General features: G+C 53.6%; 15 protein-coding genes. 8 read left to right on the forward strand and 7 right to left on the reverse strand.

Features of this window, described 5'->3' with window-relative positions; translation table 11 throughout:
- Positions 1–20: 20 nt before the first annotated feature.
- Genes ACOQPM_RS02290 through ACOQPM_RS02305 form a run of 4 tightly spaced genes read left to right on the forward strand, consistent with a single transcriptional unit; the run spans position 21 to position 3,390 of the window.
- A complete protein-coding gene (locus tag ACOQPM_RS02290) occupies positions 21–224 on the forward strand; it encodes a hypothetical protein (RefSeq protein ID WP_420627606.1) in 204 nt (67 codons plus the stop codon).
- Positions 221–1,537 carry a serine hydrolase domain-containing protein gene (locus ACOQPM_RS02295; RefSeq protein WP_420627607.1) on the forward strand — a complete coding sequence of 439 codons (1,317 nt, stop codon included), beginning with the start codon at positions 221–223 and terminating at the stop codon, positions 1,535–1,537. Before ACOQPM_RS02290 ends, ACOQPM_RS02295 begins: the two co-directional genes overlap by 4 nt.
- Positions 1,530–2,648 (forward strand): FxLYD domain-containing protein, encoded by a 1,119-nt coding sequence (locus tag ACOQPM_RS02300; RefSeq protein WP_420627608.1) that lies wholly within the window; start codon positions 1,530–1,532, stop codon positions 2,646–2,648. Before ACOQPM_RS02295 ends, ACOQPM_RS02300 begins: the two co-directional genes overlap by 8 nt.
- Positions 2,649–2,685: 37 nt before the next feature.
- Entirely contained in the window at positions 2,686–3,390 is a 705-nt protein-coding gene (locus ACOQPM_RS02305; protein WP_420627609.1) for a lysophospholipid acyltransferase family protein, read from the forward strand.
- 53 nt (positions 3,391–3,443) lie between these two features.
- Here the strand turns inward: ACOQPM_RS02305 and ACOQPM_RS02310 are convergent, their stop codons facing one another.
- From ACOQPM_RS02310 to ACOQPM_RS02330, 5 genes are all read right to left on the reverse strand, one after another.
- Positions 3,444–3,947, reverse strand: coding sequence for a phosphoribosyltransferase (locus ACOQPM_RS02310; protein ID WP_420627610.1), 504 nt, complete (start codon positions 3,945–3,947; stop codon positions 3,444–3,446).
- Positions 3,948–4,163: 216 nt separating this feature from the next.
- Positions 4,164–7,250 carry a glycine cleavage system aminomethyltransferase GcvT gene (gene gcvT, locus ACOQPM_RS02315; protein ID WP_420627611.1) on the reverse strand — a complete coding sequence of 1,029 codons (3,087 nt, stop codon included), beginning with the start codon at positions 7,248–7,250 and terminating at the stop codon, positions 4,164–4,166.
- Between the two features lie 268 nt (positions 7,251–7,518).
- Positions 7,519–9,024 (reverse strand): cyclic nucleotide-binding domain-containing protein, encoded by a 1,506-nt coding sequence (locus ACOQPM_RS02320; protein WP_420627612.1) that lies wholly within the window; start codon positions 9,022–9,024, stop codon positions 7,519–7,521.
- 82 nt (positions 9,025–9,106) lie between these two features.
- The gene (locus ACOQPM_RS02325; RefSeq protein WP_420627613.1) at positions 9,107–10,528 is read right to left on the reverse strand and encodes an ATP-binding protein; all 1,422 of its coding nucleotides are present in this window, start codon (positions 10,526–10,528) and stop codon (positions 9,107–9,109) included.
- Complete coding sequence (locus ACOQPM_RS02330; protein WP_420627614.1) at positions 10,528–11,352, reverse strand: response regulator transcription factor; 825 nt, start codon at positions 11,350–11,352, stop codon at positions 10,528–10,530. Before ACOQPM_RS02330 ends, ACOQPM_RS02325 begins: the two co-directional genes overlap by 1 nt.
- A gap of 34 nt (positions 11,353–11,386) precedes the next feature.
- On the opposite strand from ACOQPM_RS02330, the gene ACOQPM_RS02335 reads away from it, so the two are divergent.
- The 4 genes from ACOQPM_RS02335 (at position 11,387) to ACOQPM_RS02350 (ending at position 13,800) form a co-directional block, all read left to right on the forward strand.
- On the forward strand, positions 11,387–11,758 hold the full coding sequence (locus ACOQPM_RS02335; protein WP_420627615.1) for a hypothetical protein: 372 nt from the start codon (positions 11,387–11,389) through the stop codon (positions 11,756–11,758).
- Positions 11,748–12,011 (forward strand): hypothetical protein, encoded by a 264-nt coding sequence (locus ACOQPM_RS02340; RefSeq protein WP_420627616.1) that lies wholly within the window; start codon positions 11,748–11,750, stop codon positions 12,009–12,011. The genes ACOQPM_RS02335 and ACOQPM_RS02340 overlap by 11 nt, the downstream gene beginning before the upstream one ends.
- 120 nt (positions 12,012–12,131) lie before the next feature.
- Positions 12,132–13,136: an FAD:protein FMN transferase gene (locus ACOQPM_RS02345; protein WP_420627617.1), complete on the forward strand. Its 1,005-nt coding sequence runs from the start codon at positions 12,132–12,134 to the stop codon at positions 13,134–13,136.
- The gene (locus ACOQPM_RS02350; RefSeq protein WP_420627618.1) at positions 13,105–13,800 is read left to right on the forward strand and encodes a hypothetical protein; all 696 of its coding nucleotides are present in this window, start codon (positions 13,105–13,107) and stop codon (positions 13,798–13,800) included. Before ACOQPM_RS02345 ends, ACOQPM_RS02350 begins: the two co-directional genes overlap by 32 nt.
- Before the next feature lie 153 nt (positions 13,801–13,953).
- Here ACOQPM_RS02350 and ACOQPM_RS02355 read toward each other — a convergent pair whose 3' ends face one another.
- On the reverse strand, positions 13,954–14,682 hold the full coding sequence (locus ACOQPM_RS02355; RefSeq protein WP_420627619.1) for a hypothetical protein: 729 nt from the start codon (positions 14,680–14,682) through the stop codon (positions 13,954–13,956).
- A 64-nt stretch (positions 14,683–14,746) separates the two neighbouring features.
- The gene (gene scpA, locus ACOQPM_RS02360) at positions 14,747–16,903 is read right to left on the reverse strand and encodes a methylmalonyl-CoA mutase (protein ID WP_420627620.1); all 2,157 of its coding nucleotides are present in this window, start codon (positions 16,901–16,903) and stop codon (positions 14,747–14,749) included.
- Positions 16,904–16,910 lie beyond the last annotated feature (7 nt).

The raw sequence follows: 16,910 nt of genomic DNA on the forward strand, positions 1-16,910 counted from the left end.
GCAATTCAGGATTCAGAACGATGTCTAATTTTGAACCAATCTACCAATCTTATTTGCTGCGCTTATGGGTGGTTGATGAGAGTGGCAAACCAGTCCAACGCATCTCTTTGCAGTGTGTTAGCAACGGCCGTTGGCAAACGTTTGCCAATCTACAAGCCATGTGTGCCTTCTTGGAGGAACAACTGCCAAATGAACAGACCCATAGGCGAAAGGAAGAAAAATGATGAAGCACAAATTATTTGTTTGGATTTTGCTGCTGACTTGGATCACGGTAGCTTGCACACAAACTGAGAGTGCGACGGAAACTGCCGTTGCTCCTGAACCGGAAACCATTGCAGAAACAGAACCACCGCCACCGGAACCAACCCATACACCATTGCCAGAGCCATCGCCGACCATCAGGCCAACGGAAGAACCCGCGCCAGCAGATGAAAACGTCGAATTAGAAGCAGCACTCCAGGCAATTGTGGACAAGCAGGTGAATGAGCTTGGTTTTCCCAGCGTTGTGCTGCTCGTTGATGCGCCAGACTTGGGGCTGCAGTGGCAGGGTGCAGCCGGGATGGCTGATCCCACTAACGAAATCAACATGGTGCCAGAAGATCAATTTGCTTTGGCGAGTGTGACTAAAATGGTTACGGCCGTTGCCATCGTAAAGCTAGCTGAACAGGGCAGTGTGGATATTGATGCTCCCATCGCCAATTACCTGCCAGAAGAGTTGATTGCTCAATTGCATGTTTACGAAGGCGAATCTTACGGCGACCAAATTACCGTCCGCCAACTGCTGAACCAAACAACGGGCTTTGAGGGCTTTTCTGACAGTCGGGATTTGGACGGCAACGGTGTGCCAGACCTGAAGGAGCTAGTGATTGCTGAACCAGACACGATGTGGGCAACCGAAGATGTTCTAGCGTACGCTCTTGAAGAGCCACCTCTGTTTCCCCCTGGAGCGGCCTGGGCATACAGCGACCTCAATTACCAATTGCTGGGTCTCATCATCGAAAATGCTTCAGGGATGAGCCTGGCGGAAGTGTACCGACAACTAATTTTTGAGCCGCTGGGGATGTCGCAAACATATCTTGAGTTTCGGGAAGAGCCGGTGGGTGTGGCAGACGGCCGTTCCTTGTCACACCTTTACTTTGGCACAGAAGATTTAACCAACCATCAAAGCCGCTCGTATGATTGGGGCGCAGGCGGCCTCGTTTCTACCGCTGGCGATCAGCTCAAATTTATGCGGGCTTTGGTTGAAGGCGACTTCATTAGCGATCCAAACCTTGCGGCCGAGATAATGAATTGGGTCGAAACTGGTTTCCCTGGCTGGGCTTACGGTTTTGGTATCTTTAACATTGCCCTGGATTCTGTAGATGCACCTGGTTTGGGCAATTTGCAAGGACATTCCGGGACGTGGAACAATTTTGCTTATTACATCCCAGAATTGAACATCGTGCTGGTGGGAACGCTCAACTCGTCAGAGCCAGCTTTTGGTCATCTGGGTTTGGTGATTGAAGTGCTTTATACAATACAGGCAATGAGTGGCTAGTATAGCCCGGCGGAAAGCCGCGTTGGTTACTATTGTCGAACAACACTGGGCCAACTGTTCGCCTGTTGCGGGCAGTTGGCTTTTTGTTTTTGAAGGCGCGGTTTACTATACTCCCTGCCTTGTTATGCGTAGGCTGATTTTATTTTTTGCGATTGGGAGTTTGCTGCTAACGGGCTGTCGGCAAGGTGGGCAGGCTGCTGTGGCAACGGCCGTTCCCGTTGCTACCCCATCCCCTACGCCCCAAATTGGCGTTTCGTTTGCCACCCGCGCCGCACCAGCCGCTGCTGTTGTGCAAACCACGCCCACGCCGCTGCCCACTGCCACCGCTACGCCTTCCCCAACGCCCATCATTTACCAGATTGCGTCAGGCGATACGCTGCTGGGGATTGCGATCCAGCGGGGCACGACGGTTGAGGAGATTTTGGCACTCAATCCGGGCATTGTGCCAGAGAATTTGCAGATAGGGCAGCCAGTGGTGCTGCCACCGCCGCCCACCGTTAATCCGCTGCTGGCACCAGGCACGGCCGTTCCGCTGCAAATCACCGTTAACAAAATTCATGCTTACCAAACCCCGGTGGGTAGCCTGTGGCTGCTGGGCGAGGTGACCAATGAGGGGGAAACGGCCGTCGAGAATATTCAGGTAGAGATTGGGCTGCTGGCTGCAGACGGCCGTTTGCTGGGCAGCGTTACGGCCTGGGTAGCCACCGCCATTATTCCGGCAGGGGAGCGCGGGCCGTTTGGCTTGCTCATCAACGAACCGCCTAGCGGCTTTGCACAGACGAATGTGGCCGTCATTGGTGGGCAGGCGGTGGTAGAGCTGGGAACTCGCACGCTGGATGTGGGTGTGGCAGATGTTCACTTGGATATCCATGACGAACGTGTGGGCTTAACCGGGCAACTGCAAAACAACGGGGAAACGGCCGTTACAAACGTGCAGCTAACCGCCACTTTTTACGATGCCCAGGGGAACGTGACAGGCTTTCAGCAGCAGGTTATGGTAGATGCGTTGGGGGTTGGGGAGGAACGGCCGTTTTCACTAGAAGCCGCCCCGCCCGGCGGTGCCACTGTCGCCTACACCCTCCACACCGAAGCCCAAATTTTAAACAATTAGCCATTTACAATTCACCATTAACGATTATTATTCTGCCATGTTTCGATACCATCTTATTCGTGCAGCGATGCACGCAACACGCACAATTTTGCTCACCCGCCTGGAAGTGGTAGGCCGAGAAAATATCCCTGCCGAAGGGCCGTACATCGTCACGCTCAACCACACCAGCGTTGCCGACACCCCGCTGTTGTTGCTGGGTTTTCCCCTGGTGGAGTGGGCTTTTTTCGCTGGGGAGAAGTGGCGCAGCCATCCAATTTATGGGCCGATTATGGCCTGGCTTGGGGCTATTTACATCAATCGAGGAGAGGTTGACCGCCGGGGATTGCGGGACGCAATGGCGACAATTGAGCGCGGGGTGGTATTTGGTTTGGCACCTGAGGGCAGCCGCAGCAAAAATGGCCAAATGCAGGAGGCCAAAGTGGGCGCGGCTTATTTAGCCGATCGCGCCAACGTGCCAATACTGCCGGTGGGTTTTGAAAACAACGACCAGATTTTTGCCAATTTCAAGCGACTGCGCGCCACTCGGAGCATCTTGCGAATTGGGGAGCCATACACTTTGCCAGAAATCGGCCGTCGGGCAAAAGGGCAAGATTTAGCGGCATACACTCATCTGATTATGGTGAAGGTTGCCGCACTGCTGCCGTCACGCTACTGGGGCATCTATGCCGATAGCCCAGCCTTGGCCGCGCTTCTGGCTGGTGATGATCCGTGGCCCGTGTGCCAAACGGCCGTCCAAGAATAACTTTTAGCAAAACAAGAGGATATTGATTTTTACAGACAGGCTGATTGCTGAGATCAGTTCCAGATGCCCAAAACCTCTGGCCCGCGGTCTAGTTCCCACGGGTAGATAACGTACGCATCGGTAACGGCCGCATAATACGTAGGCGTATAGCCCGGATACAGCGACGAGGCAGGCTTGTAGTGCAGTACGCAGGTGTCGGGCGTGCCGCCCGCGGCATCAATGCGGTTAGCAACTGTGACGGTGTTGCGCCCTTTGGTCCATACGTCGTCTACAACCAAAATGCGCCGTCCGGCTAGCAGGCTGTCGGCTGGAAACTGAATGAATTCAGGAATGGCAAATTTTTCTTGCCCAGGGGTTTGCAGGCCAGGGAAATCGGCCGGGAACCGCACAGAGGCGGTGAGAATGTAGGTGATGTTTAGCGCTTCGGCCAACATGCCACCCGGCACGATGCCGCCGCGCGTAATGATGAGCATAGAGTCATAGCGCCCTTGAATTTGGGGCACCAGATAATCAATTAGTTTGTCTACGTCGGACCACGTTAGAACCTCACGGCGCATGTGGGGACTCCTTAAGCGAATTTGGGCTTGGCAGCATAGACCTTCCCGATTCTACCCTTACCAATGACCCGCAATCCTACACCTTAGCCAGCGGCATGTCAACTGAATTTCGATTTTGCCGCAGTTTTCCGAAAGTCGAGACCCAAAGGGTTTTTCAAACGTTACTTCGAAGAATTTTTAAGGTTACAAAACCCTTCGGGTATTCTACTTAAACAACTATTTCTTCTTGCGCGATGGGAAGCGAGACAGAACCGTTGCGCCATCAGGCATGGGTAGCCGCGCACCCGGTTTTATGCTCTCTGGCACCCGGATGGTGCGTTTTCCCCCACCGAGCTGGTAGATGGATACGGCCGTACCTTCCTTACTCATGCTCAACGGCAGCACTGCCTGCCCTAGCAAATACCCCTCACTGTCAATGGCACAACTGGTGACGGTACCAACCACCTTGCCTCGCTTGTCTAGCACCGGGTCGCCGCCATCGGGACGACGCACGCCCTTCTCATCCATGCGGAAGCGCACCACAACCTGGTCGCGGCTCTCCTCACGGGCGATGAAGGCGGCGCGACCCACAAAGAACGGTTTCCACAGCTTGGCGTAGCTGCCAAAACCCGCGTCGCCCGGATTCAGGTTCATTTCTCCAGCCAATTCGTGGCCGTAAAGCGGCAGACCTGCCTCGGTGCGGGTGCTGTCGCGGGCGGCGAGTCCGCACGGTTTTAGACCCAGCGGTTCACCTACCTTCAGAAGGGCTGCCCACAAATCGGGGGCTTCATCGGGGTGGACAAATAGCTCGTAGGCAATGCGCTCGCCCGTGTAGCCCGTACGAGAGATGATTAAATCGAAGCCGCCTACATTGCCTTGCGTCAGGCCAGCCCAGGGCAGGCTCTTGATCCGGTTTGCCAGCTCGGGGTCGTCGCACAGTGCCAGCAAAATCTCGGTGGCTTTTGGCCCTTGCAGCGGCATGTCCACGCGGCATTCGTCACCGTATTGCGGGTCACGCAGGTCGCGTAGCTGGATGGGATGCTGGATTTTGGCAAACGGCCGTTCCGCATCAATCATCACCTCGCCACTGTTCACCGCATTCAGCCAGGCCCAATCTTTGTCGTTGTTCGAGGCGTTGACCACCAGCATGAACCGCTTGCTTGCCAGTCGGTAAACCAGCAGGTCGTCAATCACAGAGCCATCGGGCAGTAGCAGGTAAGTGTAGTGAGATTGCCCCACCTTTAATGCAGAAACATCGTTGGTGAGCACCGTGTTGAGGAATTCAACGACGTCATCGCCCTGCGCGTCGAATACGCCCATGTGGGTGGCATCGAACAGGCCAGCGGCTTCGCGCACGGCCATATGTTCTTCCACCACGGAGGTTTTGTAGCGGACGGGCATTTCGTAGCCGCCAAACGGCACCATGCGCCCACCCAGCGCGACGTGGGAGTTGTAAAGGGGGGTGCGCTTCATGGGGGCATCTTCCGGCTCGATCCAGCTAAATTCAGGAAGCGCATCTTCTGCGCTAAAGGCACTGTTGCCAACAAAGAACGGTTTGGTGTGGGAAACGGCCGTATCCACCTCAGTTGGCTCTGGCAGTTCTTCCTCTGGCTCGACGGCTTTCACCACCACAGCACCGGGCAATTTGGCATACAAATCACCAAAACCCACGTACCCATCCGACAAATCGGCCAGCCACTCTACGGTGCGAAGGGCTGTGGCCGCGTCGGCATAGCGCACCTGGTATTTGGTAGCGCTGATGCGTTTAATGGTGGCAGTTGCCTGAGCAATACCCAATTTTGACGGTTGTGTTTCCCCATCTTTCAATGCCAGCACATCGCTGGTATAGGCATAGTTCATGAAGCTGGTTGCATCTTCACCGCGAATTTGGATGGTGTGGGAAACGACCGTTGACTCTGGCACATTTCTCAACTGGCGCACAATTTCGCGGGCGCGGCGCAAGGCCATAAAGTCCACTTTGGTACGTAGCTGCTGCTTACCACCCAAGCCCGTGTAAATAAACGGTTGGCAACCATTCAGCGCTGTGGCAATCGCTTCTGCCAGTAAATCTACTTCTGCATTGCCAAAGCCTAGCTGGCTAATCCAGACGGTGCCCAGGCGTAAGCCCGTGGGGTTCAATGCGCCCACATCGCCGGGAATAGTGTTGCGGTTTAGCACAATGCCTACCACATCCAGCACTCGCGCGGCCATGTCACCAGACAAATGCACGCCGTTATGCGTCACGCTTTTGGTATCTACCAACAGCAAATGATTGTCGGATCCGCCGCCCACAATGCGTAAACCATGCTCCGCTAGTTTGTCTGCCAACCGGCTGGCGTTGTCCACAATGCGCTGCTGCAGGGCACGGAATTGGTCGGTGTTAGCCAGCTTGAGGGCAACGGCCAGCGCTGCCATTGTGTTGAGGTGGGGGCCACCCTGTTCGCCAGGAAAAACAGCCCGGTCAATCTTGCGGAACAGATCACGGCGATGGGTCATGATCATCGCGCCACGCGGCCCACAGAGGCTTTTGTGGGTGGTAGTAGAAACCACATCGGCAATGCCAATGGGGCTGGGGTGTACGCCCGAGGCTACCAGGCCGGAGATGTGGGCAATGTCGGCCATCAGGTAGGCACCTACTTTATCGGCAATGGCCCGGAAGCGTTGCCAATCTATGATGCGCGGGTAGGCGGAGAAGCCTGCCACGATGATTTGTGGCTGGGCTTCGATGGCGCGTCGCTCGATGTCGTCGTAATCGAGCAGCTCGGTTTGTTCATCTACAAAGTAGGCCACGCCGTTGTAATGTTTGCCAGAGCGATTGATGCGGGTTCCGTGCGACAAATGCCCGCCGTCGTTCAGGTTTAGGCCAAAAATGGTGTCGCCTGGCTTTAGCAGTGCGCTATAAACCGCACTGTTGGCGGGTGCACCGCTGAGCGGCTGTACATTAACATAAAGCTGGTCAGCGATGATGCCGTTGGCGGCAAATAGTTCGGCAGCCCGGCGGCGGGTGAGGGCTTCTAGCATGTCGGCGTACTCTACCCCTTTGTAGTAGCGGGGGTCAGAGTAGCGTCGGTAGTGAGCCAGCTCCATATCCATATCGAAGATTTCTGCTTCGGTTTGACGGCGGCTACCTTCTCGAGGGTAGCCTTCGGCGTAAATGTTGGCGAATTTGCCGCTCATGGCTTCGCGCACAGCTTCTGGCGAGGCACTTTCTGAGGCGATGAGAATGATGGTGCTGTCCTGGCGGTCGTCTTCGCGCTTTAATAGTTCAGAAAGGTTGGGGTCTAGTTCACTGAGGGAACCGTGAAATATGAAGTCGTCTGACATGAAACACTCCTGTAGAAGTTTGAAATGTGACGGTCAAAATTTGGGAAATTGTGAAGGGTCTATGGCGCATTCTGGGGTGGAACGGCCGTGTTTATCTCGTTGCCCCCAATTTTAACAGGATTTACTGTGTCTGCTACCAATTCGACGAAACGCTATGAAGTGCCAGTCACGGGATTAAGTGTTTTCATGATGCGAGATCGTTCATCCCGTGACTGGCACTTGCTAGAAATTTATTCTCTTTCCTCTCTGTGCGCTCTGTGGCAAAAAATTAAGGCACGCGCAGGTAGCGACGAATGCGGCGAATAAAGGCATCACGGCCGTTTTCCATCTCACGCCGTCGCCGGGCTGAATCTTCTCGCAATCGTTGCGTGTTGCCTTTTTGACGACGCTCTATTGCCGTAACAAATCGCTCCAAAATAGTTGGATCTTGCGTGAGGACGTTGGTAAAAGCCTCTTTATCAATAATGATGACTTCTGTCTCTTCCTCGGCACGGATAGAAGCGGAACGGGCTTCCCCTGTAAGGAGGCTCATCTCGCCAAAGAAGTCGCCAGCATGTAAGTTATTGGTAAAGACGGAACGGCCGTCTTCTGATTGCACATAAACTGAAACAGCGCCCTCTTTGATGATAAAGAGCGAATCACCAGCATCCCCCTGCCGTACAAGTTGCTCCCCAGAAGTATAGGTAGAAGCGGCCGAATGATCAGCCAACTGCTTCAACTGCGTCTCATTAAGTACATCCAGCCACTCCAGCGACTGCATCGTGGCAAACAGTTCCTCTTGTCGGGAGTGCATGGCCAACTGTTTGGCATTTTGTGGAATCATGTGCAACTTAAAGTTGCCGGTGGGATCTGGAATGTGAATACCAACCCGGTGTAGGTTGAACCAGGCGCGGGTGAGAACCTTGTCGCGGGCAATAATTTTGTCGCTGTAATCGTCTAGCCAGTAGCTAAGACCATACGTCACGCAGCCATCCTGCATGGAAACCACATGCGAGCGCAGGCGCGGATGCAGCTTCACGTCATCTAGTCCTTGTACCGATGCCATGAGCGTTTCTTTGACCAGATTGGGCGAATAGGATTCACTCAGGGTGAGGTAAACCGTTTGTATTTGCCGATTAGTCGGGCGCGAGTAGTTGATAATTTTGCTTTGGGCAACCGTGCTGTTGGTGAGCATCACGCGATGGTCTTCGCGGGTGAGCAGGGTGAGAGTGCGCCAATTTTGGCGTACAATGATGCCTTCGATACCGTCAATTTCCACCCAATCATCTACAGCAAAGGGAGCCTCAATTTGCAACGAAATGCCGGAAATGAGATTGCCTAAAGTATCCTGCAGCGCCAAACCAATAATGGCTGAAGCAACGGTGGAGGTAACAAGCAAACCCGTCAGTTCGACCCCAAATACCAGCCGAACGGTGGCCAGGACGACCAGCAATAGGATGAACCATTCAGAAATATCGAGCAGAAAAGGGGGGATTTTAACGCTGCGTCGGTAAACGAGAAGTTCCAGCAGCAGCCACTTAATCGCACGCAAAGTGGTACTGAGCGCCAGGAAGAAGGCGGCTGCCAGCCAGATATTTCGCTGCACCGTGGTGAGAACAGGGACGTCTGGATTGCCAGACCAAATAATGAGCCCCTGGCCTAAAACAATGGTGAGGATTGCTGAACCGATGAGGCCGAGCGGCAGTTTTGTTTTAAGAATTCTGGAAATAAGGGTGACAATGACAACGGCCGTAATCGCCACCCATACCGCATTTACCATCCAGGCAAAGGGCATACAGTACGCTCCTACAACTTTTTCTTACCGATACGGCTGGCTTGTTTTGCGTAATTGTAACAAAGTTGCCTAAAGTTGTGTCTTAATCGGCGATGAGACGTTGCGGCCAAGTGAGGCGCACGCGGGTTCCTTGATTAAGACCGGGACTGCTAATTTGGAGACGGCCATTATACAACTGAACGATAGATTGCGAGAGAGACAAACCCAACCCAGTGCCAACGACCGTGCGGGTACGGGCTTTGTCTGCCCGGTAAAATCGCTCAAACAAGTGGGGCAAATCTTCTGGGGCAATGCCCTGGCCACTGTCGGTGAGGGTCATGTGAACAACGGCCGTATCGGCTGCCCATTGCCAATTAATTTTCCCACCTGAGGGCGTGTATTTCACCGAATTGCTTAGCAGATTGTGCAAAACAACGCGCAAATGGGTCGAATTGGCCGCTACGGGAGGCAAATTGTGCGGGACGTCGGTAGTCACAATTAGTTGTTTTTCCTCAATTTGTGGCTGAAATTCCAGCAGTAGCCCTTTAACCAGTGACGCGATACTCACTTGGTCACTGCCAAGCTCAGCCCGGCCCGAATCTAGCCGTGAGAGCAAAATAAGATCGTTCACCAAATTGCCCAGGCGGGTCACTTCATCATCAATTTCGGCCACATATTTTTGAGCTGTCTGTGCATCTAGCCCACCGTCGCGCAGGGCTTCGCTGCGAAGGCGAATGGTAGTAAGCGGGGTGCGGAGTTCGTGGGAGGCGTTGCTGGCGAAGGCACGTTGCTCTTCGATCATGGATTCAACCTGTTGCGCCATGTGGTTGAAGGTTTGGGCGAGCTTGCCAAATTCATCTGTGCGGTTTTCTGGCAGGCGATGGGACAAACGGCCGTCTGCTAGAGTAAGCGCGGCGTCATTCAGTTGTGTAAGTGGGCGGGTGAGCGAAGCGGCCAACGCGAAGCTGGCGATGATAACTACAACGGTAATCCCCAAAACGCCAGTTGCCAGAGCAAGCCAGCGTTGCACGACCAATGATTGGGCTGTGTCTTGCGGTGTTTCCAGGCGGACGACGGCCAGGATACGGCCGTCTTCAATAATTGGGGCGGCGGCATAAATGGTAGCAACATTGTTTTCGTTGTTGCGTATGTCGTATTCAGTGTGCTGGTTCAGGGCGGCTTCAACTTCTGGTTGTTTTTTTGTGGTGTTTTCTGGCTGGCCGTTGCTGGTTAGCCACAGTTGGCCTTCGGCATCCAGCAGGGTGATGGGTGTGTCTAGCTCATCGGCAAAGTCGGTAACGGCCGTTTGTAAAAATGCTTCCGTGCTTTCACCCTCAAAATAATCTTCCAAAGGTTCTCGCAGGCCTCTGGCGGTGAGCGTTGCTTGAGCCACAAAATTTTGCTGGAAGTCCTCCGTTACCCCCAGCGAAATTTGCTGCCCAGCCAACAAAGCCAATCCTAAAAAGCCCAGCAAAATGAGAGCCGTGTAGGTGACAATGAGCCGGGTACGCACCTTGCGAAACATTATGCTTCTGCCTGGGGTGCCACCATGCGGTAGCCTACGCTGCGGACGGTTTGAATGTATTGCGGTTGGCTGGGATTCTCTTCGATTTTTTCGCGGAGCCAGCGAATATGCACGTCCAGGGTGCGCGTATCGCCCAGCCAATCGGTGCCCCAAATGCGGTCGAACAGTTCAGCGCGGGTAACAACCTGCCCCAAATTAGCCATGAGCAGGCGCAGCAGCTCAAACTCTTTGTGGCGCAGGGTGAGCTTGGCACCATTTTTATAGGCTTGATGCGCATTTGTTTCTAGCCGAATAGCACCTGCCGTGAGAATGTCAGAAGTTGGCGTGTGGTTGCGATCTAGCTCTATCCGGCGCAGCATGGCGCGGATGCGTGCTTTTAGCTCTCGTGTGCTGAAAGGCTTGGTTAGATAGTCGTCTGCACCAATTTCCAACCCCAAGATGCGGTCAATCTCTTCGCCTAGAGCCGTTAGCATGAGGATGGGGACGGGGCTTTTTTGGCGCAGGGCGCGGCATACGTCCCAACCGTCCATTTCTGGCATAAGAATGTCTAGTACAACTAAATCTGGCTGTTCACTCAGGGCGAGGGCTAAGCCACGACGGCCGTCATGTGCCACAATCACCTCATAACCCGATTCTCTCAGGGAACGCGCTAGCGGCTCGGTAATCATCTCTTCGTCGTCTACCAACAATATCTTGGTCATGCGAACATTGTGGCACAGTCTAGGGGGTGGATCAACGGCCGTTTGCTGATTTAAGCAGAATTTAAGGTTGTTTAGGCCGTAATTAACCACAGGGGTAGGCAAATTGATTAGAGTTGCTGCCATCAACAAAAACCACTTTCGAATTGGAGGTAACAACATGAACCGAACAAAAGGTATTTTATTGGCAGGCTCCGTAACCGGATTGATTTTAATTGCGCTGCTGGCATTTGGCTTGCCGGTACGGAGTTTAGAGCAACAGCAGCTTCAGGAAGTGCCAACCAATTCCCTAGACACGGCTGCGCCTTCTGGGCTAGATGGATTGGAAGCAACCAATGCCGAACTGGAGGCGGCTCTCCGCCTGATGCAAGAGCGGGAAAACGCTTACCAGCAGGAGCTGGAAGCGGCCAACCAAGCCATCCTGGACATGCAAGATGCGGCGCAGCAGCCTGTCTATGAAGAAGACTACGAAGACGAAGAGCACGACGAAGATGACTATGAGTATGAGGAAGAAGACGACGATGACGACTAGGCGACCAGGCAAGTATGATAGCTTCCTCAATAAGATGGGGGTGGGGCTGACGGTGGCGAGCTTAACGGCCGTTTTGCTAGGCACACGTCTTTTGGGGGCAGAACCCCAGCCAGCGCAGCCAACGCCAGCGGTCATTGTGATTCCTGCCCAACCGGAAAGCGGGCAAACAACGACCACGACCATTGAATTGGCACCTGTGCCAACGGCCGTCTCGCCCGTCATCCGCCCCATCACCCAAAGCCAATCGTCCTAAAAAGCTATCCTAAAAAGCCACAGGCTTGTGTTGAGCGCAGCCGAAGCAGGAAAAAGAGAACCTGAGAAATGAGCCTTTGTCTCAAAACGCTCTGTGGCCAATATTCGGATCGGTACTAATATGAAAACGCAAACAGAACCAAACGCTTTCACAGACCAGTTTTGGGCAATGGGCTGCCGCATCAAAATGTGGCTAGCCTGTGACGATGCAGCACTGGCCACAGACCTGTTCCAGAAAGCGGAGAGGCTCTTCCACAGCTATGAGCAAACCTTTAGCCGCTTTTTACCCGACAGTGAGCTTTCGCAGGTTAACGGCCGTTCTGGTGAGTGGGTTCAGCTTTCTGCCCGCTTTTGGGAGATGCTGGTCACTGCCCTGGCCGTAGCCGAATTGACCGATGGGCATTATGACCCCACCTTGCTTGCCGCCCTGGAGGCCGCCGGGTACACACACTCTTTTGAAGCTGGCGTCTTGGCTGCAACTGATTCGGTGATGCAAACGGCCGTTACCCACCCCCAGCAATGGCAAGCAGTCCAGCTAGATTCGCCAAGGAGAGCCGTATGGCTACCGCCGGGGATGAAGCTAGACCTCAACGGCATCGTGAAGGGGGTAACGGCCGCACGTGCTGCCCAGGTTTTATCTGAGGGAGGTGGCTGTCTCATCAACGCCGGAGGCGATTTGGTCGCTGGCGATCCGCCGCCAAATTGGCCGGGGTGGCCTGTGGCTATTGCTGCCCCGCGTGCAGCGGCATTGCCGCAAAATTTGCTGCAATTTTGGTTAGCCAACGCCTGCCTCATGACGTCTGGCAAAGATAATCGCCAATGGCCGTGGCAGGGTGGGCAGGCGCACCACCTCATTGATCCGCAGCACGGCCGTCCGGCGGAAAATGATCTTCTTACGGCAACGGTTTTATTAGCCAACCCCGCCCAGACAGAAGCGATAGCAACGGCCGTTTGCGTGATGGGTTGCCAAAAAGGAGCCGATTGGCTGGCGGCACGGCACATTCCCGCCTTGCTTGCAACCACCAGCGGCAGCGTCCACACGACCCCAGCCATGAGGCAGGCTTACCTTCACAATCGCCAAAAGGAAAAATTAGATGATTCAACAACCAGAAACAAATCAGCTTGACGAGACCCTGTCTCACTTTGCCGTTGGCCTGGGCTTTGGGGCAGTTTTGGGATTTTTACTCATTGTGCTGGCGCGACTACCCATCGTCAGCAGCTTCTCAAGTGGCACTTTCTCCCAGTGGCTGGCTGTAGATGAACAAACGGCCTGGCATATCGTTCGCGCCAGCGGCACGGTAGCGTATGTCTTGCTCACCTGGTCAACCATTTGGGGGTTATTGCTCAGCACAAAAATCATCAAAGAGTGGCTTCCGGCCGCTCTCTCTTTGGGGATGCACAAGATTGTGTCCTGGCTAGCCATTGGGCTAACTGGTTTACACGCTGTAGCTTTGCTGTTTGATAACTTTTACAGTTACACCGTTGCTGACTTGCTCATCCCTTTTACCGGACCGTATGCACCGGGCTGGGTAGGATTGGGCGTCATTAGCCTGTACATCATGGTACTCACCTCTCTCAGCTTTTCCTGGCGCAAACGCATTGGCCAAACCTGGTGGCGACGGCTGCACGCGCTCAACTTTTTGGCCTATGGTGGAGCCACCATCCACGGCATGATGGCCGGAACGGACAGCACTAATCTTGGAATGCAGGGTCTCTATTGGGGGAGTGGATTAGGGGTTCTCTTCCTAACCAACTATCGTCTGCTTGTAGCAGTGCGAGGCAATCGGTGACTTTATCCGAGCCGATTTTTGAGTTCTTGCAGCACTTTTTGAGCGGCGATGAGGATGACGGTGTCAAAAATGTCCGTGATGTCGGAAAGGCCGTTTCTAACCCTCTCGCGTCAATGTCTGGATTTTCGTATTCGGTTTACATTCTAAAATACATTACTCAGACATATCTTCGTCAATGCCCGCAACACCAGTGTCCCCTTGAGAATAGGGAAGATTAATGGATCCCATATCACCATCTAAAGATTCATTGTCCCGAGGTAACAAAGTCGTTGTGTGCGGTCCACTTGATGGACCTGTAAAAGTCGTGGTCGTAGTAAGTAGATTCTCTGGTGTATCCTCAATCTTCAGATGGTATCTTTCATAAACTCGTAAATAAAAATCAGTCTCTTCAATTTTAGATTCGAGGTTTGGAATAGAGTTGATAAACATATTGGCAAAAATATCTGCATCTAATACCCAGGAGCCTCTTTCCCTTGACTTTGACCATAATGTGCTGTTAGTTCTGCTGATTCCTGCGCTCATTTTGGGAAAAAACTCGTGAGCTAATCCATGTCGGAACATTTTTACGAATTCGTTTTCTAGTTTAAAAACTTCTGCTTTATCTTGGGCAGAGAAATGATGTGTAATGAAGTCTAGAATTCGTTTTTGCGTGTACCCATGGCCGTTTAATTCAGTTAATGGCCTACTTGAGACAAGATAGCCAAGATATTCCAAAGACGTAAAAGTGTAAAGAGCTATTGGAAAATTAAGGTTTCCATGCGCGTTTGGATCTACTTCGATCCCAAGCATTTTTCTTAGATCACCGACGATATATCCTTTAACAACTTTTTCGAGAATGGTGTTCTTGACAAAGTCATACTTTGGGTCGTTCTGGTGAGTCATATTTTGGTAACCTTTATGGACAACATGACGCCAATTTTTATATAGTAAGATCTTGCAAGATTACTTACGCTTCATGTCCTAGACGATTTCTGAGTTCTTGCAGCACCTTTTGGGCAGCGATGGGGATGACGGTGCCGGGGCCAAAGATGGCGGCTGCGCCGTGATCATACAAGAATTGATAATCCTGTGCCGGAATGACGCCGCCGATGACAACCATAATGTCGGAACGGCCGTACTCCTCCAACTCCTCCACCAACTGCGGCAGCAATGTCTTGTGTCCCGCCGCCAATGAGCTAATGCCCACCACATGCACATCATTTTCGATGGCTTGTTTGGCTACCTCAGCCGGGGTTTGGAAGAGGGGGCCGATGTCCACATCGAAACCCAGGTCGGCGAAGGCAGTGGCGACCACTTTTGCGCCGCGATCATGGCCATCCTGACCGATTTTGGCGACCATGATGCGCGGGCGGCGACCCTCTTGTTCCTCAAATTCATCGGCCATTTGGCGCACGGTTTCAATTTCCATTTTCTCTCCAAATTCGCTGCTGTACACGCCACCTATCGAGCGGATGTTGGCTTTGTGCCGTCCCCAAACTTGCTCTAGAGCGCCGGAAATCTCACCCAGGCTGGCGCGGGCGCGGGCGGCGTTGACTGCCAATTCCAGCAAATTGCCTTCACCAGATTTGGCCGCATGGATGAGGGCGTTGAGTGCGTTTTCAACTTCTGCGGGGTCACGGTTGGCGCGCAGTTCTGCTAATCGGGCAATTTGGGCTTGGCGAACGGCCGTGTTGTCCACCTCCAAAATATCAATTGGGTCTTCGTGGTCGAGCCGATATTTATTCACGCCTACAATCGTTTCCTGACCGGAATCTATATGTGCCTGGCGGCGTGCGGCCGCTTCCTCGATCCGCATTTTGGGCAGGCCAGTTTCCAACGCTTTGGCCATCCCGCCCAATTCTTCCACTTCCTGAATGTGTGCCCAGGCGCGGTGTGCTAGCTCGTGAGTGAGTGTCTCCACCAAATACGAGCCAGCCCACGGATCAACCGTGCGGGTGATGCGCGTTTCATGCTGCAAATAAAGCTGCGTGTTGCGGGCAATGCGGGCGGAAAAGTCGGTGGGTAGGGCAATCGCTTCGTCCAGGGCATTGGTGTGTAGTGACTGGGTGCCGCCAAAGGCTGCGGCCATCGCTTCCAGGCAGGTGCGGGTGACGTTGTTGAATGGGTCTTGCTCGGTCAGGCTCCAGCCGGAGGTTTGGCTGTGGGTGCGTAGTGCCATTGATTTGGGGTTTTGCGGATTAAATTGCTTCACGATTTTTGCCCACAGCATCCGTGCTGCCCTCATTTTGGCAATCTCCATAAATACGTTCATGCCCACTGCCCAAAAGAAGGAGATGCGCGGTGCAAAATCATCTATGTTCATGCCGGCGGCAACGCCTGCCCGCAAATATTCCAAACCGTCTGCCAGGGTGTAAGCCAGCTCGATGTCGGCCGTGGCACCTGCTTCCTGCATATGGTAACCGGAGACGCTGATAGCGTTGAATTTGGGCATCTCTTGTGATGTGTAGGCAAAGATGTCACCGACGATACGCATGGAGGGCACAGGTGGATAGATGTAGGTGTTACGCACCATGTACTCTTTGAGGATGTCGTTTTGGATGGTTCCGGTGAGCTTTTCGTGCGGTACGCCCTGTTCTTCGGCGGCTACGATGTAGAAGGCGAGGATGGGCAGCACCGCGCCGTTCATGGTCATGGAGACGGACATTTTGTCCAGCGGGATACCATCGAACAGAACGCGCATGTCTAAAATGGAGTCTATAGCCACGCCAGCTTTGCCGACGTCGCCCTCCACGCGCTCATGGTCAGAGTCGTAGCCACGGTGGGTGGCGAGGTCGAAAGCGATGGAAAGGCCGCGCTGCCCGGCAGCGAGGTTGCGGCGGTAGAAGGCGTTGCTCTCTTCGGCGGTGCTGAACCCGGCATATTGACGCACGGTCCACGGCCGTACGGCGTACATAGCAGGGTAGGGGCCGCGCAGGTACGGGGGAATGCCCGCCACAAAGTCGAGGTGCTCTATGTTTTGGAGATCGGTGTGGGTGTAGAACGGCCGTACCTCAATTTGTTCTAATGTTTGCCAGGTAGGGATGGTGGGGTTGGGAACTGCCGTATTCCCTGCTGATTTGACCTCGGATTGGTAGTTGATTTTTGTAAAATCTGGAATTGTCATTATTAAA

The organism is Candidatus Leptofilum sp. (genome assembly GCF_965223525.1).
GTDB lineage: Bacteria > Chloroflexota > Anaerolineae > Promineifilales > Promineifilaceae > Leptofilum.

What these genes read in the sequence shown, in the direction of transcription:
- ACOQPM_RS02290 (WP_420627606.1), top strand. Translation starts at nt 21, where the DNA reads ATGTCTAATTTTGAACCAATCTACCAATCTTATTTGCTGCGCTTATGG.
- ACOQPM_RS02295 (WP_420627607.1), top strand. Translation starts at nt 221, where the DNA reads ATGATGAAGCACAAATTATTTGTTTGGATTTTGCTGCTGACTTGGATC.
- ACOQPM_RS02305 (WP_420627609.1), top strand. Translation starts at nt 2,686, where the DNA reads ATGTTTCGATACCATCTTATTCGTGCAGCGATGCACGCAACACGCACA.
- ACOQPM_RS02310 (WP_420627610.1), bottom strand. Translation starts at nt 3,947, where the DNA reads ATGCGCCGTGAGGTTCTAACGTGGTCCGACGTAGACAAACTAATTGAT.
- gcvT (WP_420627611.1), bottom strand. Translation starts at nt 7,250, where the DNA reads ATGTCAGACGACTTCATATTTCACGGTTCCCTCAGTGAACTAGACCCC.
- ACOQPM_RS02320 (WP_420627612.1), bottom strand. Translation starts at nt 9,024, where the DNA reads ATGCCCTTTGCCTGGATGGTAAATGCGGTATGGGTGGCGATTACGGCC.
- ACOQPM_RS02325 (WP_420627613.1), bottom strand. Translation starts at nt 10,528, where the DNA reads ATGTTTCGCAAGGTGCGTACCCGGCTCATTGTCACCTACACGGCTCTC.
- ACOQPM_RS02330 (WP_420627614.1), bottom strand. Translation starts at nt 11,352, where the DNA reads ATGGCAGCAACTCTAATCAATTTGCCTACCCCTGTGGTTAATTACGGC.
- ACOQPM_RS02335 (WP_420627615.1), top strand. Translation starts at nt 11,387, where the DNA reads ATGAACCGAACAAAAGGTATTTTATTGGCAGGCTCCGTAACCGGATTG.
- ACOQPM_RS02340 (WP_420627616.1), top strand. Translation starts at nt 11,748, where the DNA reads ATGACGACTAGGCGACCAGGCAAGTATGATAGCTTCCTCAATAAGATG.
- ACOQPM_RS02345 (WP_420627617.1), top strand. Translation starts at nt 12,132, where the DNA reads ATGAAAACGCAAACAGAACCAAACGCTTTCACAGACCAGTTTTGGGCA.
- ACOQPM_RS02350 (WP_420627618.1), top strand. Translation starts at nt 13,105, where the DNA reads ATGATTCAACAACCAGAAACAAATCAGCTTGACGAGACCCTGTCTCAC.
- ACOQPM_RS02355 (WP_420627619.1), bottom strand. Translation starts at nt 14,682, where the DNA reads ATGACTCACCAGAACGACCCAAAGTATGACTTTGTCAAGAACACCATT.
- scpA (WP_420627620.1), bottom strand. Translation starts at nt 16,903, where the DNA reads ATGACAATTCCAGATTTTACAAAAATCAACTACCAATCCGAGGTCAAA.